Below are 21288 nucleotides of genomic sequence, written 5' to 3'. Positions count from 1 at the left end.
CCCCGAATTTCCGCGCCCCTTTCAGCCATGATTCCGAACGCCTACCGCTCCCTTCACTGCAACGCCGTCCGCCCAGAGCACATCGGCCAGACCGTCACACTTTGTGGCTGGGTGAATTCGGCCCGTGATCATGGCGGCGTGATCTTCATTGACCTGCGCGACCGCGAAGGCCTCACCCAGGTGGTTTTCCGCCCGGAAGAAAACGCGGAAGTCGCTGCCCAAAGCCATGTCCTGCGTGACGAAGACGTGGTGCAGATCATCGGCAAAGTTTCCGCCCGCCTCACCGGTACGGAAAACGCCAAGCTGCCAACGGGCAGTGTTGAAGTGGTGGCCCTGGAACTCAAGGTGCTGAACAAGTCCGACGTGCTGCCTTTCCATCTGGATCGTGAGCTGTCCAACGAGGACATGCGCATGAAGTACCGTTACCTGGACCTGCGCCGTGAGCGGATGAACAAAAACATCCGCACGCGTCACAAGATCACCAACGCAGCCCGCAACTACCTGGACGGCAACGGCTTTGTGGAAGTGGAGACCCCCATCCTTTCCAACCCGACCCCCGAAGGTGCCCGCGATTTCCTGGTGCCGGCGCGTCTCAGCCCGAGCAAGTTTTTTGCCCTGCCTCAGGCCCCGCAGCAGTACAAGCAGCTCCTCATGGTGGCTGGCCTGGAGCGCTATTTCCAGATCGCCCGTTGCTTCCGCGATGAAGATCTGCGCGCCGACCGTCAGCCTGAGTTCACTCAGATTGACATCGAGGCCAGCTTCATTGAGCAGAACGACATTGTGACCCTCGTCGAAGGTTTGCTCGGCAGCATGTTCAAAGCCGGACAGGGCGTGGACATCCCCACTTCGTTCCCGCGCATCACTTACCAGGAAGCCATGGACCGTTACGGCTCTGACAAGCCGGACACCCGTTACGGCCTTGAGATCACGGACATGGCCGATGTGTTCGCGGAGAGCGGCTTCAAAATTTTCCGCAGCACGCTGGAAAACGGCGGTGTGGTGCGTGCCATCAACGCCAAGGGCTTCGCGGGCATCACCACCGGGCAGATGATTCGCCTGAACGAACTGGCGATCCAGGCTGGCATGAAGGTGAAGCAGCTGGCTTTCATCAAAATCGAAAACGGTGAGTACAAGTCTCCGCTGTGGAAGTTCTTTGGTGAGGTCGAGCAGAAGGCCCTCGTCGAGAAGATGAATGGCGAAGAAGGCGACATCATTTTCTTCTATGCCGGCACCTGGGAAGACGCCTGCAACATCCTGGGCAAGGTCCGTCTGGAAATCGCCAGCATGATGCAACTGACGAAGGGCAGCACCGCGCTGAACTTCCTCTGGGTCGTGGACTTCCCGCTCCTGGCCTACAGCCCTGAAGACCAGAGCTGGGTGGCGGTGCATCACCCCTTCACCCGCCCGAAGGCGGAGGACGTGCCGCTGCTGGAAGCTGGCGAATACGGCAAGGTGCGTGCAGAAGCCTATGACGTGGTCCTCAACGGCTACGAACTCGGCGGCGGCTCCATCCGAATCCACGAAAGCGACCTCCAGGCCAAGATGTTCAGCGTTCTCGGCGTCACGCCTGAGGAACAGCAGCTCAAGTTCAGCCACATCCTGGAAGCCTTCAAATTTGGCGCACCTCCGCACGGTGGTCTCGCCCTCGGTTTGGACCGCATCGCCATGCTGGTTTGCGGTGAAGACAGCATCCGCGAGGTGATTGCCTTCCCGAAAAACAACAAGGCCTGCGACCTCATGACCGACAGCCCTACGAACGTGGACTTCAAAGCCCTCCGCGAGCTCTACATCCAGAGCACTTGGAAGGAAAAGAAGGCCGAGGCCGCGGCGGGGACCGTGCCCGGGGCACCGATTATCTGAGAACAGTTGATTTGATTTAATTTTGGGCCGTTGGAGTCATTCTCCAACGGCCCTTTTTCTTCCTGCCAGAAGTGTCACGATGAGGACGAAGAAGCACATCACGACGGAGAAGAGCGGGAACTGGAGAGCGGCGGGGAGGCTGTAGATGAGTGCCAGGGCTGGGATCCAGACGAGCCAGTTGGTGACCATGACGGCTGGGCAGGTGCGCATCCAGAAATGGCGGTCCAAGGAGGCCCAGGTGCGCTTCCAGCTGGCTCCCAGATCAATCCAGCGAAGGGCAATGAGGTAGGTGGGTACAAACCAGACCGGGCTGAAAAGGAACTGGTCGAGAGCCACCTTTTTGAGGAGGGTGAAGACATCATTGCCATCTCCAAAGACGAAACCCTGAAAGCGGTAAAACAGGTCGATTTCCATGCCGCGATAGCCCCAGAACAGCATGCTCAGGATGAGGTGTTTCCACCGTGCGCCCTCTGGCAATGTGCCCATCAGCGCCTGAACACAAAAGGGAAGAACGGCGGCGGCAAAGATCGTGGAGGTGAGTGAGAAGGCGAAGGACCAGCGCAGTTTAAAATTGCCAATGGCCTCCCAGACTCCCGCCACTGCGGGGACTTGGTAGTAAGAAGTCACCAAGGTGATCACCAGCACATTCAGCAGCAGACAGGCGGTCCGGTTCTGCCGGAAGGCGGCTCCAATCATGGTGAAAATTCCTGATGATTGGGGAAGAGGAGATTGCATGAATCGCAGGCAGGGAAGAATGTAAAGGTGGCAAGAATGCCATTGCTATGAGTCAGACTGCTGCGCAACTGGAGCTTCATTACGCACGTTTATCTACTACCCATGCCTGAAGCCATTCTTGCCGCTACCGATCTTCATCGCAGTTATGCCTTGGCTGAGTCGGCCGTGCCTGCGCTGCGCGGGGTTTCATTGAGCCTGGATGCAGGCGCTTTTGTGGCGGTGATGGGGCCTTCAGGGTGTGGCAAGTCCACCCTTCTCCAGCTTTGCGGGGCGATGGACAAGGCGGACTCGGGCTCGCTGAAACTCGACGGTCGTGAGGTGACCACGATGAATGATGCTGACCTCACCCGGCTGCGGCGGGAGAGGATCGGCTTTGTGTTTCAGTTCTTCAATCTGCTGCCGACTCTGAGCGTGCTGGAAAATATCGCCATGCCGCTTTTGCTGGCACGGGTGAGTGAGAAAACGGCTTTTGAAAAAGCCCGCTCTTTGGCCCATCGGGTCGGCATTGACCATCGGCTGGACCATTACCCTAACCAAGTGTCTGGCGGGGAGGCCCAGCGTGCCGCCCTGGCCCGTGCGGTGATCCATGAACCGGCGCTGCTGATTGCCGATGAACCGACGGGCAGCCTGGACAGCAGCAATGGCCAGCGGGTGCTGGAGCTTTTCCAAGAACTGAACCGGGATCTCGGCATAGCCATTCTGATGGCCACTCATGATGCCCAAGTGGCGGCGGTGGCCAAACAGACTCTGCGAATGAAGGACGGCCGAGTGGTGGAATGAAAAACGCGATTCAGCCTATGAACCGTTTTTCTTTATTCCGATGTTTCATCCTTCGCCCGATGCTAGCCGAGCCTGTACGCACGGCATTGACTGCGCTGGGGGTGATGTTGGGTGTCGCGGTGATGCTGGCCATCCAGCTGGCGAACAGCGGTTCGCTGCGTGGCTTTTCAGCGGCCTTGGATGCAGTCTCTGGCAAGGCCGCCCTGGAGATCACCTCGGCACCTTTAGGCGTGGATGAAACATTGCTGCCTGGCCTGTCTTGGTTGCGTGAGTTTGGCATCGCAACACCTGTCATAGAATCCGATGTCATGGCCGTCGCTGGAGAAAGCCGTGAGATGCTGCGGATCATCGGCGTGGATGCCATGCGTGATCCTGCGCTGCGTGACTATGCCGTCTCTGGCGGGAACACGGGCACAGCCTCAGGGATGGAACTCATGGCGCTGCTAGGGAAGCCTGATTCGCTTCTCCTCACCCGCACCTTTGCTCAGCGTCATCAGCTCAAGCAAGGCGATTCGCTGAAGCTGCTAGTGGGCGATCGTGAGCGGATGTGCGCCATTTCGGCGATTTTGGGGACAGGGGAGGCTGATGGGAAAAAGGGGCCCCAGTCTGCCCTGGCGGCGCAGTCTTTGGCCATCATGGACATCGCGAATGCGCAGGTGATCCTGGACAAACCTGGGCGCATTGATCGCATCGAGCTTCGCCTGCATGAGGGAGCCAAGGTGGAGGATGCCGAACAAGAAGTGAAACAACGGCTGGGAGTGGGCCTTTCTGTTTCGCGACCCCAGCGCCGCAGTGCCGCCGTGGAAAAGATGCTGGCGGCTTTTCATTTTAATCTCACCATGCTCTCTGGCATCGCCCTCGTGGTGGGGCTGTTCCTGATCTACAACACGGTTTCTGTGGCGGTGATGACCCGGCGGCGGGAGATCGGCATGCTGCGCACATTAGGGGTGACCCAGGGACAGGTGCTGCGATTGTTTTTGGGGGAGGCAACCCTTCTGGGACTCATGGGAGCTTTGCTGGGCGTGCCTTTGGCCAAGGTGATGGCTGAGGCGGCCATCGCGCTGACCTCCACCACAGTGGACACGCTCTATGTGGCGACCGCCGCCCAGGTGCCTGCTTTGGCATGGGGGCATTGGGCCATGGCGTTTGGGGTGGCCCTGCCTTTGTCCCTGCTGGCAGCTGCGCTGCCTGCACGCGAGGCGGCCCAGGTGACACCGATGGAAGCCATGCGTGAGAGTGGTTCCGCCGCGCAGAGCCACTCGGTTGGATCCAAAAGGAAGTGGGGGCTGTGGCTGCCTGCTGTTCTTTGTCTCATCGTTGGTTATGCTGCGGCAAGGCAGCCCGCTGTGGCAGGTCTGCCCTTGTGGGGCTATTTTGCCTGCCTATGTGCCATTGCCGGAATGTCCCTGCTGGTGCCGATGGTGCTGCGCGGAACGGCGCAACTGCTGCGCGGGATTTTAGGGCGAATTTTTGGCATTGAAGGCCGATTGGCGGCTTCGCAAATCCGGGCCTCGACCCATCGGCTTTCTGTGTCTGTCGCAGCGCTGGCGGTAAGCCTGGCCCTGACGGTGGCCATTGCCGTGATGGTGGGCAGCTTTCGGCAGACGGTGCTGTATTGGGTGGATCAAACCCTGGGTGCGGATCTCTATGTGCGTCCAGGTACTCCGCCGCGCAGCCAAAGCCCGCCGACCTTTTCAGAAGCCACACTCAAGACGCTGCGCGAGCACCCTGCTGTGCTGACCTTTGACGGGTATCGTTCCATGGACCTGCCTTATCAGGACCGCATCATCAAGCTGGGCACCGGAGATTTTGAGGTGCAGATGCAGCATGGACGGATCTCGATGAAGACGCGTGGGGATGCCAAGGCGATGATGCGTCAGGCCAAGGACAAAGGGGAGGTCTTCGTCTCGGAAAGTTTTGCGCTGCGTTTTGGCGTGAAGGAGGGAGATCTGGTGACACTGCCCACTCCGAAGGGGGATCACGCTTTCCGAATCGCGGCGCAGTTTTATGATTACTCCAATGACAGCGGCACCCTGACCATGGACAAGAGCTTGTTTCAAAATTGGTTTGGCGAGAGTCTGCCCACTCATGTGGCAATGTATCTGAAGCCTGGGACCGATGCTGAGGCGGTGAAGACAGAACTGGTGCAGCAGCTCGATGGACGGGGTTTTGTCGCCATCTTTACCAACACCGGTTTGCGGCAGGAGGTGCTTCGAATCTTTGACAGCACCTTTGCCATCACCTGGGCGCTGGAGATCATCGCCATCCTCGTTGCCATGGCGGGAGTGGCGGCGACCATGATGACGCTGGTTCTGGAACGGAAAGAGGAGATTCGTTTGCTGCGGATTGCAGGGGCGGAGGCTGCGCAGGTGAGGCGCACGATTGTCATCGAGTCTGGGTTGCTGGGCGCGGTCAGCCAGGGACTGGGGCTGGTGGTGGGCATGCTGCTTTCGCTGGTGCTCATCCATGTGATCAACCCGCAGAGTTTTGGCTGGAGCATCCAGTTTTACACGCCCTGGCTCTTTCTTCTGGGCTCGACATTGCTGACCATCGTGGGCACCATGATCGCGGGACTGTGGCCTGCGCGGCGCAGTGTCTCGCGCACTTTTGTGGCCAGTGCGCTGTTGGTTCTGCTTTGTCCCTGGGGTGCTGGGGCCCAGGAGTGGAAACCCTCGGTGCCGGGTTACACTTATGCATTCCCGCGAGATCACGGGCAGCATCCGCAGCACAAGATTGAGTGGTGGTATTTCACGGGGAACGTGAAGTCGAAGGGAGGAGATCGCTTCGGCTATCAGCTCACCTTCTTCCGCATCGGTGCGGTGGCTGAGCCTGCGGTGAAATCTCCCTGGGCGCTGCGCGATGTGTGGATGGCGCATCTGGCCCTGACCGATGTGGCCGGGAAAAAGTACTATCATGCTGATCGCCTGAACCGTGCAGGCCCCGGCCTGGCCGGGGCGACGGAGCAGCGCGTCTGGAATGAGGATTGGCAATGCCTGACTCTGCCTAACGGGAAGTTTGCTATGAAGGCGGGGGATCGAGATTTTGCAATCGAACTGGAACTGGACTCCGGAAAGCCGCCTGTCATTCACGGGGCGGATGGCATCAGCCAAAAAGGTGTGACGGCTGGCAATGCCAGTCATTATTACTCACTCACGCGCATGCCCACGCGCGGCAATATTCGGGTGGGAGACACCACCTTTGAGATCACGGGCGAAACCTGGATGGATCATGAGTTTGGCACCAGCTTTCTGGAAAAGGGCACCGTCGGCTGGGACTGGTTCAGCGCGCAGCTCAGTGATGGCAGCGATCTGATGCTTTTCCAACTGCGTGGCGATGCCAAAAGCGATTCCAGTGCGGGAACCCTGATTCGTCCCGATGGCCGTGTGGTGAGCCTGACGGCCAAGGACTTCAAGCTGTCTCCAGGCCAGGTCTGGAAGTCGCCCGGAGGGGCTGCCTATCCCATCCAGTGGCAGATTGAGATTCCTGGCCACGGCATCACTTTAAAAAGCAGTGCTGTTTTGCCCAACCAGGAGTTTAGAGCGGAGGCGACTCCGGGGCTAGGCTATTGGGAGGGGGCTGTGGATTACAGCGGTAAGTCCAATGGCCGCGAGATCACAGGGCAGGGGTACCTGGAGATGACGGGCTACTCTGGCAAGGCCATGAGCGTGTGGTTCGGCCAGGAACCCTGAGGTGCTGCGGGCTATTTGCCAAAGGCCTGAATGAAACCGACTTCGAGGGCCAGGCCTTCGTTCACATTCGTGTGCAGGTGAGATTCCAGCTGACGCAGGGTGCGCAGCCGTTTGGTGGTTTCACCTGGATCCCAGCGTTGGGCGAGGGCTGCTGTAGCGGCTGCGTATTCGGGGAGATCGAGATGCTCCGCCCCGACCTGCTGCCGGGCGATGTCGCCCATCCAGGCGAGCAAAAGATCCATCAAAGCATCGCGCTGCTGTAGGTAGGTGGCCTCGATTTGCGCCGTCACCTGCTCCTCACGCTGCTTCAGCCAGGCCCCATCGGTGGTCTGCTTGTAGTGGTCCTGCTCCTTTTCGAATTCGTCTTCCTGCTCCTCTTTGATGTCGCCATGCAGGTCTTCTAGGATGGCTTGGAAATCTGCTTTCAGCCCAAGTGCGGCAGAGATGCTGCCGCCAGCCTGGCTGCGGGTCAGCTTTTCCAAAACGGCCAGCAGCTTTTGCTCGTGCTCCGTGAATTTGCGCAAGCCTCCTGGTGGCAGCAGGGGAATTTCGATGACGCGGGAGCGGATGGTGGGCAGGAGCTGGCCGGGCTGGGTGGTGAGCAGCAGCAGCAGGGTGCGCGGAGGAGGCTCTTCCAGGGTTTTGAGAAAGGCATTCTGTGCCTGGTCGTTCATGCGCTCGGCATCCACGATGACTCCAAGCTTGTAGCCGCCAGGGCCGGTGGTGCGGTGAATCATGCGCTCCAGGTAGCGGATGGTGCCCACATCATCGGCATCGTCCCCCACCTTGATTCGTCGGGATTTGCTCTGCGGGCGCAGGATGATGGCCCCTTCCTGGGACCAGGAATCCAGATCCGAGTGCCGGGCGGCAGTCACAAGGCTCATGACCTGGGCCGCAAAGCCTTCACGGTCGGCTTCGCGAGGGCCCGTGATGAGGTAGGCATGCGCCAGCCGACCCAGCTTTTGGGCGCGGGTGATGAGGTTCAGGGCGTGGTCGGGCTTAAAGGGCATGGCGGCGGCGACTTAACATCTTATCAGGATGTATTCCAAACCAGAAATTTTGGCTCATTAAAGCCGAGTTTCACTTTTTCCAATCGGCTGTTGTCTTGACGAATCCTGCGCATAGACTGCACGCTTTATATGTTTCGACCAATCCCAGGAGGTCTATTAATTGCCGTTGAGGGCGTCGACGGAGCCGGAAAAACTTCCGTCGCCTCTCTGCTTGCGCAATGGTGCGGAGAAAGGGGACTTGGTTGCGTTATCTCAAAAGAGCCCACTGGGCTAAAGTGGGGGACAGAGCTCAGGGCTTCTGCAAAAGCTGGAAGATTAACCCTGAAACGGGAGCTTGAACTCTTTGCTTTGGACCGCCAGGATCATGTCAAAAGATCGATAATGCCTGCGCTAGTCGAAGGAAATATCGTTATTTTGGACAGATATTATTGGTCTACTGCCGCTTACCAGGGGGCAAGGGGTGCAGATGCAGATCAAATCATTATAGAAAATGAGATTTTTGCTCCTGTCCCTGACCTAGTGCTAGTTTTAGATGTCGACGTCGAATTAGGGCTAAGTCGCATTAGGAGCCGAGGAGACAGCCCAAACTTGTTTGAAGCTCAAGCAGCTTTGGAGGAGTCTCGACGGATCTTTCTGATGTTGGCGGATAAGCACAAGAACGCTATTTTGCTAGACGCGAGCGGTCAAATAGGAATCACATTTCCTAAAGCTTTACAGGCATTTCAGAAAATTGCCCTACAGAAGATAGAAAAGCATTCTGGCGAGATTGGTCTTGACGCTGAAAATACGGCGAAACTCTTTTTTGGAGGCCAGCAATTGGCTGAAGAATATGAACCCGTTAGAGCGTGAAACTAGCCGACAAAAGCGTTTTGGTTTTGGCAAAGTCGCGTATCTTCTTCGCCCCCAATGACAACCACCACCCCGTACCAGTTCGGTCCCCGAGAAAGCAAGCTGGCCATCGAAGAAGGCCTCGTTTTTGCCCCCAAGTTCGATGAGCATGGCCTCATCGCAGCCATGGCCGTGGATGCTCATACCGACGAGGCACTGATGCTGGCCTACATGAACGAGGAGTCCCTGCGCATGACCCTGGAAAAAGGCCAGGCCGTGTACTGGAGCCGCAGCCGCAAGCAGCTCTGGCACAAAGGGGCGACGAGTGGTGAATTCCAAGAAGTCGTCGAAATCCGCACGGATTGCGATCAGGACGCCATCATCCTACGGGTGATCCAGCACGGCGGCGGCTGCTGCCACACCAAGCGCAACAACTGCTTTTACCGCAAAGTAGTGGCCCCAAAACAGGGCGGACTGGTGAAGCTGGCGATGGTGGAGTAGGCTCGTCCCCTGGTTCGAATTTTAAACCGCCGTCCTTTCGAAAGGGACGGCGGTTTTGTTTTAGGGTATGAATCAGTCAAAGATCCCGACTGCCGGGGCGATCCTCCAAAAGGGAATGATTTTATTCAGGACCGCTCCTTGACGCTGCGTGCCGAGTTTCTATGATGGCGTGCCCAAGCCTGGGCAGCCCAGTTTTACGCCCCCTCACCATCATGGCCATCCTCGTTGACACAAACACCCGCATTCTCGTCCAAGGCATCACGGGGGACTTCGGTTCCCGCCACGCTAAGGCATCGCTTGATTATGGCACGCAGCTCGTGGCCGGTGTGACCCCTGGCAAAGGCGGCCAGACCTTCGATCACGGCAGCCATAAGGTGCCTGTGTATGACACCGTGGCCGAGGCCGCCAAGCAGAGCGGAGCCACCGTCAGTGTGATCTTTGTGCCGCCTCCCTTTGCGGCGGATGCCATCCTGGAAGGTGTGGATGCAGGTCTGGACCTCGTCGTCGCCATCACCGAAGGCATTCCTGTCAATGACATGATCCGCGTGAAGGCCGCCATGAAAGGCAGCAAGACCCGCCTCATCGGCCCGAACTGCCCCGGTCTGGTCACCCCAGGTCTGGGTGAGAAATCTCACGGTGGCTGCCGTATCGGCATCGCCCCGGGTTACATTCACAAGCGCGGCAACGTCGGCGTCGTCAGCCGCTCCGGCACCCTCACGTATGAGGCCGTCTGGCAGCTCACCACCCGCGGTTACGGCCAGAGCACCTGCGTCGGCATCGGCGGTGACCCGGTGAATGGCACCAACCACCTGGACATCCTGAAGATGTTCAATGAAGATCCTGAAACCGAAGCCATCATCATGATCGGTGAAATCGGCGGCAATGCCGAAGTGGAAGCCGGTCTCTGGGCGAAAGACAACATCAAGAAGCCCATCGCCGCCTTCATCGCCGGTGCTACCGCCCCTCCAGGGCGCCGCATGGGCCATGCGGGTGCCATCATCGGTGGTGCGGACGACACCGCCGAAGCTAAGAAGCGCATTCTCGCGGAGTGTGGCATCTCGGTGGCTGATTCCCCTGCCGACATGGCTGCGGCTCTGCTGAAAGTGTGGGGCAAGTAAGTTATTGCCCGGCAATTTTCCGCCGTGATTTTCAAAGCGCATCCTGGGACCAGGATGCGCTTTTTAGTAGGCTGTGGTGATTACTGGATCGTCAGATGGCAGGCTCCGTCAAAATATCTCGAAGCTTCGTCAGCAAAGTCTCGGCGGTGTAGGGTTTGGGGATGAAATGTTTGACTCCGGCATTCATGGCTTTGGCCACCATGCTGTTCGCATTCAGGCCGCTGGCGGCGATGATGCGGACGTGAGGGTTCATGCGGATCAGGACCGGGATGGTGGACGGGCCATCCATGACCGGCATCATCATGTCAGTCAGAACGACGGTAATGTCCTGCTTTTTCGCCGCGTAGAGGGCCGTCGCCTCGGCCCCATCAGCCGCGGTGAGCACCCGGTAGCCGAAGGCCTCCAGGGTCTGCTGGGTAATGTTGCGCACGGCTTCTTCATCATCCACCACCAGGATCATCTCTCCTTGTCCACGTGGCAGTTCTGCTGCGAGTTCGCAGTCTTCAGCGCAGGCCGATTCTGCGGGGGCAGGCAGGTAGACCCGGAAACGAGTGCCCACGCCCACCTCACTGTAAACACGGATGTAGCCTCCATGGCTCTTGATGATGGCCTGGGTCGTGGAAAGCCCGAGTCCTGTGCCTTTGCCGTGTTCCTTGGTGGTAAAAAACGGCTCAAAGATGCGCTCCAGAACATCTTGTTTGATCCCTGTGCCGGTGTCCTCCACCTGGATGACAACGTAAGGGCCCGGTACGGCCTCCAGGTTCATGGCGGCGTAGTGTTCGTCCATCCGCCGATTGCAGGCAGAGAGAGTCAGCATGCCGCCTTGGGGCATAGCATCGCGGGCATTGACACAAAGGTTGATCAGCACCTGGTGGAGCTGGGTGGGATCTCCATGCACAGTCCACAGGTCTTTTTCGATCTGGGTGTGGATGGTGATGCTTTTAAAGAAAGTCTCATTGGCGATCTTTTCCACCTCATGGACCAGGTGGCCCACATCCAGTTCTAATTGCTGTCCCTCGACTCCTCGGGCAAAGGACAGGACTTGTTTGACCATCTCAGCTCCCCGCCGGGCACTTGCCTCAATGGTTGAAAGGATGCTGAGGCGACGGCTGCTGGTTTCATCCATTTGCAGGATCTCGATGGACATCATGATTGGTGCCAGAATGTTGTTGAGGTCATGCGCGATGCCTCCCGCCAGGGTGCCGATGCTCTCCATGCGCTGGGCGCGCAGGAACTGTTGCTCCAGCTTCTTGCGCTCGCTGTGGTCTGTCATGCCGCCGATCATGCGCACGGCCTTGCCATCGGCGTCGCGGATGATGTATCCGCGGTTCATCACATGGGCATACTGATCGTCCTGACGGCGGAAGCGGTGCTCGGCCATCCAGGATTCTTCCCCACTGTTAATTGCATGGTGGATGCTGGCCATGATGTTCGCTTTTTCCTCGGGATGAAGGAGGTCGTACAGGGAGCGTATCGTGGGCGCAATCTGGTTTCTTGGATGGCCAAAAAGCGTTTCCAGGCCATCGTTCCACCAGATCATGTCCGTCAGTAGGTTCCAATCCCAGATGGCATCATTGGTGGCTTTGGAAAGCAGGCGGAAGCGTTCTTCGCTTTCGCGGATCTGTTCGTCCGCCAGCTTGCGTTCCGTGATGTCACGCATGGTTCCCACAATACGTTCCACCCTGCCTTCGGCGTCCATCACGGGAACGCCATGCTCATGCACCCAGCATTGGCTGCCATCCGGGCGTATCACGCGGAACTCCACATTCGTGGCTTGCCCGGCTTGCTGGAGTTCAAAGGCCCTTTCTGCGGCAGTTAGGTCATCAGGATGGATGTATTTGAGATAGGAGGTGGGATCTGCATAAATGCTGTCGCAGGATCTGCCCCAAATTCCAGCATACGTCTGGTTGGTGTAGAGTAGCCGTTGGTGGATGACATCGTAGTTGTAAAAGATCTCGCCGATGTTTTCCGCCATCTCTTGGAAACTTAGCTGCGATTCCTGCAAGGCGTCCTCCGCCTGCACTCGTTGCTCCTCTTTCAGGCGGGCTTCGATGGCAAAGGAGATGTTGCTGGCCAGGGCACTCAGCAGTGCGAGTTCTTCTTCTTGGAAGTAGTCCGAATGATCTCCGTAAACGGTGTAAACGCCCACTGGTTTTCCTGATACGCGGAGAGGAAAGGCCGCGCAGGAGCAGTAGCCCCTGTCCCGCGCCTGCTGCTGCCAGACCTGGGTGTCCGGGTCTGCCGCCAAGTCGTTGCTGAAGACGATCCTGTCTTCATGGTAGGCACGCATGGAAAGGCCGCCTACGGCTGGCAGGGAGCCAAGCCCCATCTCCACCGACGCCAGAAAACCTGCGTCATGGCCATGCCTTGCCATCACAGACATCCTGTCCCCGTTCGCCATCACCATGCCCAACCAGGCCATGCGCAGGCCGCCCAGTTCAGCGGCGATGCGGCAGGCCTGCTCATAAAGTTCCTGCGTGCTCTGCAGCCGCACAATCGCCTGATTGATGCTGCTGGAGACCGCGTATAGCCGGTTGAGCCGGTGAATCTTATCTTCCGCTTGCCTGCGCTCCGTGATGTCGTGGACAATGCCGATCATCTTGGTCGGCTGGGCATTTCCCTGGCTGTAAAACAGTTGGGCCGTTTCATGCAGGATGCGTTCCTGCCCATCCGCCCGGATGAAGCGATGAATGATGGAGTACTGTTGCTGCTCACGGATGGCCTGTGAGACGGCCTGGCGGATCGGCTCATGGTCTGAAACCGGCACCATGCTGAAGAAAAGCTCATGTGTCGGCTCTACCTCGCCGGGCTCAAACCCGGCGATGCGGAAGACTTCGTCAGACCACCGCAAGGTGGAGGCTGTGGGGGTGCCCAAGCCCACAAAGTCCATCTCCCAACTGCCAAAGCGCGAGATACGCTGGGCCGCCGCCATGGTGGCCTCGCTGGCCTGCAGGGCCTGTTCTGCCCGCTTCTGTTCGGTGATGTCTGTGTGGGTGCCCACCAGCCGAACAGGCCGCCCAGCCTCGTTTCGGGAAATGGCCTTGCCGCGATCCAGGATCCAGCGGTAGCTACCGTCTTTGGCCCGCAGGCGGTGTTCGGAGACGTAGTGGGGGGTTTTGCCTGCCAAATGTTCCTGGACCAATTCAAGAGTGGCTTTCAGGTCGTCTGGATGTATCCGCCCCGTCCATTCCTCCAACCGGTTGCTGATCTCCGCCTGTGTATGGCCCAGCATGCTGCACCAAATTTCGGAATAGAACACTTCGCCGGTTGCCGCATTCCAGTCCCACACCCCGAGATCACTGCCGAGGAGGGCGAACTGCCAGCGTTCCTCGCTCTCTTTCAGCGCGGCTTCCGTGCGCTGCTGCTGGCGTAACTGGCGCCGCAACTGCAACTGCGTCATGACCTGCTGTCCCAGCACCTCGAGGCCGTACTTTTGGGACTCGGTCAGCTCACGGGGCACCACATCTACCACGCACAGGGTTCCCAGGGTTTCTCCTTCAGGCGTCACCAGCGGTGCTCCGGCATAAAAGCGCACTTTGGGGTCACCGGTCACGAGTGGGTTATGGGCAAACCGCTCGTCGTTCAGCGTATCGGGCACCAGCAGCAGTCCCTCATTTTCCAGCGCGTAGGCACACAAGGCCGCCTCACGGGGAATGAAATCCACCTCCAGCCCCACCTTGGATTTGAACCACTGCCGGGCATCATCCACCAGGGTGATCGTGGAGATCGGGGTGCTGCAAAGGCTCGCAGCCAGTTTCGTCAGCGCATCAAACTCCGGCTCCGAGGGAGTGTCGAGAATGGCATACTCTTGCAAAGCCCTCAGGCGTCGGGGTTCATTGATGGGGGGCGTTGCCTTCATGAAAACAGGGAGGAAATCAGCAGATCAAAACAGCGGGCGGAAAGTCGATGGCAGTATCCCAGCAGCCCCATCGAAGGCCCTCGGGAGTCGTCAGAAGACGGCCATGAAAGGATGCCCGGTTCTTTCGCATCACTTGGTTTAGCGTATGCTAGGCCGATAGCGCACTTTATTTCGGTATCTAAAAAGTATGATTTTTTCTGTCTTAGGTGTTTTCAGATAAGACGTGGCTGCCGAAAGAGCTTTTACAGGTCCCAAAAGAAGGTGAATGCAGCGGTGCATTCTCAAAGATCGCTCTTGATTTGCCTCGGGTCTGACCCGATGGGGAGGGCGGAAGGCGGCTGCGTTTGCGATTCTTTGTGAATAAGACCGAGTTTCCGTTTGACACTTCGCGGGAAACTTTTACTCTCGCGGCCCTCATTTTAACGCGGCGGCTCGTTGCCACTCACCGCGCTTTTCTCAAGAACCTTATGAAGACATTCTCTGCCAAAGCCGAAGACATGAACCGCCAGTGGTGGGTCATTGATGCCAAGGACAAAGTCCTGGGCCAGGTCGCCGTGGCTGCCGCTAACCTTATTCGCGGCAAGACCCGCCCTACCTTCACCCCCCATGTGGACACGGGTGATTTCGTCGTCGTCATCAATGCAGACAAAGTCCGCGTGACTGGCAAAAAAGAGACTCAGAAGATTTACACCAGCAAGCGTGGTGGTTTCATCGGTAACCAGAAAGTGGAGACTGTCGAAAAAGTCCGTCAGCGCCGCCCTGAGCTTCTCGTTCACCGCGCAGTCAAGGGCATGGTTCCTCACAACCGCCTCGGCAACGCCATCATCACCAAGCTGAAAGTGTACGCTGGTGAAGAGCATCCTCACGTGGCTCAGAACCCGAAGGCTTTCTCGGTCGCCTAATTTCTTTTTAGATCACGTTTCATGAGCAAGCCCATCACCAACGCCACTGGCCGCCGCAAGACCGCCATCGCCCGCGTGCACATCCTGGCCGGTTCCGGTTCAATCACCGTCAACGGTCGCGACTTTGAGGAATATTTCCCAACCGTCGCCCTTCAGAATCAGATTCTGACCCCCCTGGCCCTGACGAACACCCGTCAGCAGTTTGACTTCAACGTGAACGCCTGCGGCGGTGGCATCACCGGCCAGGTTGGCGCAGTGAAGCTCGGCATCTCCCGCGCTCTGATCACCGTGAATCCTGAGCATCGTGGCATTCTCAAGAAGGCTGGTCTTCTGACCCGTGACTCCCGCGCCAAAGAGCGTAAGAAGCCAGGTCGTCCAGGCGCCCGCAAGCGTTTCCAGTTCTCCAAGCGTTAATCGCTTCCTGGTTCCGTTGGTTGTTTTCAAAGCCCCGCCTTTTTGGCGGGGCTTTTTTTGTTTTGTGCGAGTGAAGGAAGGGCACCGAACCAAACTCCTGCCGCCTTGCTTGTTTCGGGACTCGATTTCCTAATTCGCTCTAATGCGTTGCTGCCTCAAAGCCGCAGTTGCCAGAAGCCCCCCTCCGCACGTTAGTAAAGTACGCATGAAGGCCACCCCATTCCTCCCCAGCCTCCTTTTCATTGCCAGCGCCACCACTGCTGCCTTTGCGGCCGATTGGCCAGTTTGGCGAGGCCCTGCCCGCGATGGCATTTCTGCCGAAAAGGACTGGCAGTTGAAGGCCGACCCCAAGGTTCTCTGGGAGGCCGAAGTCGGCCTGGGTTTCTCCTCCTTTGTCGTGTCTCAGGAGCGTGTGCTCACCACCGGTCACGCGGATGAACAGGATACACTCTTTTGCCTGGATGCCAAGACTGGCAAGCAACTCTGGAAGCACAGCTATCCCGCAGATCTGGGCGACAAATATTATGAAGGCGGCACCTCTGCCACGCCGACTTTCGATGATGGCAAAGTCTATCACCTGAGCCGCTGGGGTGATCTCTTCTGCCTGGATGCCGCCACCGGCAAAGTTCTCTGGGAAAAGAATGTGCAGAAAGAGACGGAGGCCAATATCCCGGACTGGGGTTTTGCAGGTGCACCGTTGGTCCAGGATGAGTTGCTTATCCTGAATGTGGGCAAGGCTGGCATGGCTGTCGAGAAGGCGACGGGCAAGACCGTCTGGAAAAGTGAAGTGGACAATGCCGGTTACTCCACACCCTATCCCATCACCCAAAATGGCAAAAAGCTCGCCGTCATCGGTTCCGGCGATTCCTACATCGCTGTGGATGTGAAGACGGGGGCTCAGCTCTGGTCTTTCAAGTGGAACACGCGTTATGGAGTCAATGCCGCCGACCCCATCCTGGCCGGCGACACTCTTTTCATCTCCACCGGGTATAACAAAGGGTGTGCCCTTTTGAAACTCGGCGCGGGCGAGCCTGAAAAAGTGTGGGAGAACAAGGCTCTCAAGAACATGTTCAATTCCAGCATCGTCCTGGAAGGGCATGTTTACGGCATTGATGGTGACCATAACAGCCGTTGTGCCATGAAGTGTGTGCGCCTCAGCGACGGGCAGGAAATGTGGGCTGAAAAAGACGTCGGTTTTGCCTCGCTCACCGCCAGTGCGGATGGCCGTCTCCTGGTTCTCACCTCCAAGGGCGAACTCATCGAAGTCAAAGCCAGCCCTGAAAAGTACACCGAAAATTCCCGTGCCCAGATCCTCAACGGGAAATGCTGGAGCACTCCAGTTTTGGCCGATGGCCAGCTCTATGCCCGCAATTCCGAAGGGCACGTCGTCTGCCTGGCACTTGGAAAATAAGTCTGCGGGCACAGCCCTGCCAGATCCTTTGAACAACTGTCTGTTTTCGCAGCAGGGGCGAAGGCTCTCCGCCTGTCACTCTTTTTTGCAATACTTTCCATCCGCCCAATAGACGGCCCTTTCTCGCACCGTTCTCTGCCGCCCGCATGTCCCTCCCGACCGTCCGTTTTAAACACGCCCGATTTTCCGCCCGTTTTCCTGAGGCCTATCGTTACTCCCGTTCCCATTACTGGATGGCCCCAGTGGAGGGTGACCCGGGTCTCTGGCGAGTCGGCTTCACCAAGTTCGCCACACGCATGCTGGGCGAGCTGGTGGACTGCGAGTGGCCGACCAAGGAAGGGGACCCTGTGGAGCCAGGTAAAAACATCGGCTGGGTGGAAGGATTCAAAGCCGCCTCGGATGTGTATGCGGTCATGCAGGGCCAGTTTGCCGGAGGCAATCCCTACCTCAAGCAGGACGCCTGCGTGGTCCGCACGGATCCCTATGAGGTCGGCTGGCTCTACGCCGTCCGCGGCGAACCTGAGCCGGACCACCTGGACGTCCATGGCTACATCGAGTACCTTTCGGGCATCATTCAGCGCATGGCCGAAGAAGGCCACGGCGAGGAAGGTGCCCCCGAGGACTGAAACGCGAGTGTCTCCGCTGAAGGTTCTCTGGCTTTGGCCAGAGGGTCACTTCAGGGGCTTCATCAGCACCTTCGAATTCCGGCCGCTGATGTCATACTTCTCGCGGCGTGGAGCCGGGAGTGAATCTGGCGTGGTGACTTCAAAGCCCATCTTTTCTTCAAAGAACCGGAAGGCCTGGGTGCTCAGCGCCACCAAAACATCGCAGCCGCGCTGGCGGGCGATCTCCTCCGCGTAGGCCACCAATTTCTGGCCATGGCCCCGGTTTTTGTGGCTGCGCCGAACAAACAGGCAGGCAAGTTCGCCGATTCTCTTGCCGCCTTCATCGTAGCTGTGGACGGCGACGGAGCCGATGGGGTTTTCATCCACCTCCAGTACAAAGAAGTCCTGAATTTTTGCCAGGATCTCCTCCCGTGTCCGTGGCACCAGCGCGGCATCGTCCATGGACTGCTGCATGAGGGACAGCAGGGCTGGTACATCCTGGGCATAGGCCTTGCGGATCTGCTGATAGTCATCGGCATGGATCATGGTGCCCACGCCTTCGTTGCTGAAAAGCTCTGACAGCAGCGCTTCATCCTGGCTGCCATCCACGATGTGTACGCGCGGCACGCCCTCCTGGCAGGCCAGGGCCGCGTAGCGTAGCTTGGACAGCAGGTTCACATCATGACGGGGATCCTTCATCCGGTAGATTTCCCGTGCACCGGCTACGGAAATCTGGGCCAGTCGGGTGCCATCGGGAGCGGTGAGGCCCGCTTCGGAGACGAAAATCACTTTGGCAGCCCGCAGTGCGATCGCTACCTCCACGGCCACGGCGTCGGAATTCAGACGCAGCGTTGTCCCACGGCTGTCATAACCCAGAGGCGGCAAGACAGGAATGATGTCCGCCTTCAGCAGCGCACTCAGTGTTTCCGTGTCCACGCGTTCGATCCGGCCCGTGAATTCCTGGTCAATGCCATTGATCACGCCGGCGGGGTGTACAGCCAGGGCGTTGGAGACTGCCACAGGCATCTCCAGTGCGGTCAGGTCCGCCATCAGGGCGCTCGTTTGGCGCGTGATTGCATCCACGGCCACCTCGAGGGTCGCCGGATCTGTACGGCCCATGCCGTCGTCGCTGCTCAGCTCCACACCGCGTAGATTCGCCAGGTAGCGCAACTGCGCCCGGGCACCGAAAATGAGTACCACCTCGATGTTCAGAGACTGCAGCACGGCCACGTCTTGCAGCAGGCTGGCAAACCCGGGCTGGTGCATTAGCGCCCCGTCAATGGCGATGACAAACACACGCTGCCGGAATTGCGGCACATAACGGAGGATGCCGCGCAAATCTTCAAAGCGCGGGGCGGGTTTGGTTGGGTCGGTCTCTGCCACCCGACAGTTTCGCGCAAACCCACGTCTCTGCAAGGATCAAGGGGCCTTGCTGCACCCCATCCGGCGGCTTTTTCTCACTCCACATCCACCGTCGCCCGCGCCGTGGGTTTTGCTGTCAGTTCCAGCACCACCAGGGCCTCCACATCATTCACCGCCTTGGCGGTCAGTGGCAGGTGGTAGGTCACATAGCCCTCGGTCCCTTGCAGCGTCAGCCGCACGCCCAGGCCCATCTGGCTGTTGCCATTGTCTAGCGCCCACTCGTGTAGATACAGATAGCTGCGTGGCACCGTCAGCGTGATCTGCCGTCCTTCACTGCCAGTGCTCAGCCCAGCTTGAAATTCCTTGGGGGCAAAGTTGGCTGCATAGCCCGTGCCAAAGGCCCACTCTGCCACTGGATGAACCTTCCCGGCTCCATCCACCGCCATGCCGGTGGCCCGCACGGTTGCCGTGCTGCCTTGTTCCAGCCGCTTGCCATAGCTGCGCGCATCCAGATTCATCTCCACCTGCCAGGAGGGGCCGCTGCCGTCAGGCGCATCCTGCAGGGCTCCGTCTCCAGGCAGGTCGAAGGTCAGCGTCAGCGCCTTGGCATTGGCCTTTGCTGTCAACGTCACGGGGGCAGGGGATTTGGTTCCGGGCGTGGCCGTCAGTGGTATCGCCTGGTCCAGGCCCAGGTTGCGGGTCAGGGTCACCTGCCGGGTCGCCGTCAGTGTCTGTCCTGCGACATTCAGGGTCAGCTTGAGGGGCACCCGGTTCACCGCCGGGCTTTCCTTGGGCAGGTCAAATCGCAGGTTCAGGGGCTGGGTCCCCTCGGAGGGTAGATCCAGGGTGCCGGTCAGCTTCTGCCCGGCGAATTCCGCCTGCCAGTCGCCCTTGATCAAGGTCTTGCCCGGATTCACCACCTGGCAGCTGGCCAGGAATCCTGTCTCCTGGTTAAACTGCGTCTCCAGTCCCCACACGATCCCCACTGGCTCCACGCTGGCACGCAGGGTTTCCACGTGGGTATAGGTGCCGCTGCAGATCAGCAAAGGCAGCCGCAGCACGGCTTCTTGCAGCGGTGGCACTCCGTTTTCGGCCACATAGCGCACGGTCATCACTGGGGCGGCTCCAGGCTCCACCTTCACCTTCGCTTTCGCTTCCACGGGTTTCCAGCCGCTGGCGATCAGCGGCAGGGCCGTGATTTCCATCGCCTTCGTTCCTGAATTTTTCAGCGAGTAGGTCAGCGTCAGGCCATCGCCTCCTTCAGGCCTCACCTTGGCCCCTGTGGTTTGCCAGGGCAGGCTCGGCGGGGCATCCAGCAGATCTTTGTAGATGAGCCGCCCGAGGGCCTGGTGCAGACCCACCTTCGGGGTGAAACCTCCGTCTTCCTCCAGGCGAAAAAACTCCCGGTAAGCACTCTCCACCCGCTCAAACACCTGCGCCTCATCCTGCGTTTCCGGTGCGGGAATCGTCAGCAGGCGGGACAGATCCCCCAGGTCTGCATAAAGCACACCCAGCTCCTGTGCGGCCTCTTTCAACGCATCCGCCAGAGGGCGGGTCAGCCCCAGCACGCTTTCAGACTGCGCCGCCACGGGCAGCCACGGACTGCATAAAATCACCTCTGCCCCCAGTTGTTTCGCCCCCGCCAGCGCTGCATTCACCGCCCTGGCAAAGGCGGGTGGCTGCATGCCCGCATCTCCCTGGCCATAGCAGATCATCACCACATCCACCGGGGCCTGTCTGGCTGTGGATTGCAGGATCGACGCCGCATCCAGCACACTCCCACCGGGCCTCGCCAGCACCCGCAGGCCGATCGTCGGCGCTTCGGCGGCCCCCCGCGCAGGTCCCACCTTCACCCCGCCGGTGTAGTAAAACTGGGCTGCCAGGGCCTCGGCGAATACACCCGGAAAGGTCTCCACCGGTTTTCCCTCATGGATTTTCAGCGCGCTGGCATCGCCCAGCACCAGCACCTGCAACGGCTCCCTTTGGGAGAGCTTCCGGTAGGTTTTGGGCAAGAAGGTCTGGAACCGCTCCTGCCGCGCCGGGCTCAGATCAAAGCTCACTTTGGGGGCCAGCGTCGGCACAGGCAGCCGCTTCTCCAGCGCACGTGCTTCCGCCTTCTGCGCCGTCAGGTCCGGCGTCGTCTGGCCCAGGGCAGCCCCGGCCATGAGGCCCAGCCATCCTGTTGCCCACGCTGCGCTTCGGATCCTGCGTTTA

15 protein-coding genes are annotated in these 21288 nt (G+C 59.0%); 10 read left to right on the top strand and 5 right to left on the bottom strand.

All coding sequences use genetic code 11. From position 1 onward, the window contains the following. Window positions 1-27: 27 nt before the first annotated feature. A complete protein-coding gene (aspS, locus tag ABEB25_RS17020; RefSeq protein WP_345737632.1) occupies window positions 28-1860 on the top strand; it encodes an aspartate--tRNA ligase in 1833 nt (610 codons plus the stop codon). A gap of 36 nt (window positions 1861-1896) precedes the next feature. Here the strand turns inward: aspS and ABEB25_RS17015 are convergent, their stop codons facing one another. Then, complete coding sequence (locus tag ABEB25_RS17015) at window positions 1897-2556, bottom strand: hypothetical protein (RefSeq protein ID WP_345737631.1); 660 nt, start codon at window positions 2554-2556, stop codon at window positions 1897-1899. Between the two features lie 141 nt (window positions 2557-2697). Between ABEB25_RS17015 and ABEB25_RS17010 the strand changes: the two genes are divergently transcribed. Beyond that, window positions 2698-3375, top strand: coding sequence for an ABC transporter ATP-binding protein (locus ABEB25_RS17010; protein WP_345737630.1), 678 nt, complete (start codon window positions 2698-2700; stop codon window positions 3373-3375). Between the two features lie 59 nt (window positions 3376-3434). Continuing rightward, entirely contained in the window at window positions 3435-7064 is a 3630-nt protein-coding gene (locus tag ABEB25_RS17005; protein ID WP_345737629.1) for a lipocalin-like domain-containing protein, read from the top strand. 11 nt (window positions 7065-7075) lie between these two features. Here the strand turns inward: ABEB25_RS17005 and ABEB25_RS17000 are convergent, their stop codons facing one another. After that, complete coding sequence (locus ABEB25_RS17000) at window positions 7076-8074, bottom strand: hypothetical protein (protein ID WP_345737628.1); 999 nt, start codon at window positions 8072-8074, stop codon at window positions 7076-7078. Between the two features lie 129 nt (window positions 8075-8203). On the opposite strand from ABEB25_RS17000, the gene tmk reads away from it, so the two are divergent. The 3 genes from tmk (at window position 8204) to sucD (ending at window position 10521) form a co-directional block, all read left to right on the top strand. Continuing rightward, on the top strand, window positions 8204-8923 hold the full coding sequence (tmk, locus tag ABEB25_RS16995; RefSeq protein WP_345737627.1) for a dTMP kinase: 720 nt from the start codon (window positions 8204-8206) through the stop codon (window positions 8921-8923). Window positions 8924-8980: 57 nt separating this feature from the next. Next, entirely contained in the window at window positions 8981-9403 is a 423-nt protein-coding gene (gene hisI / locus ABEB25_RS16990) for a phosphoribosyl-AMP cyclohydrolase (protein WP_345737626.1), read from the top strand. Window positions 9404-9615: 212 nt separating this feature from the next. Next, on the top strand, window positions 9616-10521 hold the full coding sequence (gene sucD, locus ABEB25_RS16985; protein WP_345737625.1) for a succinate--CoA ligase subunit alpha: 906 nt from the start codon (window positions 9616-9618) through the stop codon (window positions 10519-10521). Between the two features lie 91 nt (window positions 10522-10612). Here the strand turns inward: sucD and ABEB25_RS16980 are convergent, their stop codons facing one another. Then, window positions 10613-14380 carry a PAS domain-containing protein gene (locus tag ABEB25_RS16980; RefSeq protein WP_345737624.1) on the bottom strand — a complete coding sequence of 1256 codons (3768 nt, stop codon included), beginning with the start codon at window positions 14378-14380 and terminating at the stop codon, window positions 10613-10615. Between the two features lie 467 nt (window positions 14381-14847). On the opposite strand from ABEB25_RS16980, the gene rplM reads away from it, so the two are divergent. The 4 genes from rplM to ABEB25_RS16960 all read left to right on the top strand — a co-directional run bounded on the left by rplM (window position 14848) and on the right by ABEB25_RS16960 (window position 17733). Continuing rightward, a complete protein-coding gene (gene rplM / locus ABEB25_RS16975) occupies window positions 14848-15282 on the top strand; it encodes a 50S ribosomal protein L13 (protein WP_345737623.1) in 435 nt (144 codons plus the stop codon). Between the two features lie 21 nt (window positions 15283-15303). Further along, a complete protein-coding gene (gene rpsI / locus ABEB25_RS16970; protein ID WP_133796562.1) occupies window positions 15304-15696 on the top strand; it encodes a 30S ribosomal protein S9 in 393 nt (130 codons plus the stop codon). Between the two features lie 205 nt (window positions 15697-15901). Next, the gene (locus tag ABEB25_RS16965) at window positions 15902-17107 is read left to right on the top strand and encodes a PQQ-binding-like beta-propeller repeat protein (protein WP_345737622.1); all 1206 of its coding nucleotides are present in this window, start codon (window positions 15902-15904) and stop codon (window positions 17105-17107) included. Between the two features lie 146 nt (window positions 17108-17253). Continuing rightward, entirely contained in the window at window positions 17254-17733 is a 480-nt protein-coding gene (locus ABEB25_RS16960; protein ID WP_345737621.1) for a glycine cleavage system H family protein, read from the top strand. Between the two features lie 45 nt (window positions 17734-17778). Here the strand turns inward: ABEB25_RS16960 and argA are convergent, their stop codons facing one another. Beyond that, on the bottom strand, window positions 17779-19095 hold the full coding sequence (argA, locus tag ABEB25_RS16955) for an amino-acid N-acetyltransferase (RefSeq protein ID WP_345737620.1): 1317 nt from the start codon (window positions 19093-19095) through the stop codon (window positions 17779-17781). Window positions 19096-19169: 74 nt separating this feature from the next. Beyond that, window positions 19170-21239 carry an SGNH/GDSL hydrolase family protein gene (locus ABEB25_RS16950; protein WP_345737619.1) on the bottom strand — a complete coding sequence of 690 codons (2070 nt, stop codon included), beginning with the start codon at window positions 21237-21239 and terminating at the stop codon, window positions 19170-19172. Window positions 21240-21288 lie beyond the last annotated feature (49 nt).

It is taken from the genome of Prosthecobacter algae, assembly GCF_039542385.1.
In the GTDB taxonomy this organism is placed as follows: domain Bacteria; phylum Verrucomicrobiota; class Verrucomicrobiia; order Verrucomicrobiales; family Verrucomicrobiaceae; genus Prosthecobacter; species Prosthecobacter algae.
This window is presented reverse-complemented; position numbering and strand designations above follow the sequence as displayed.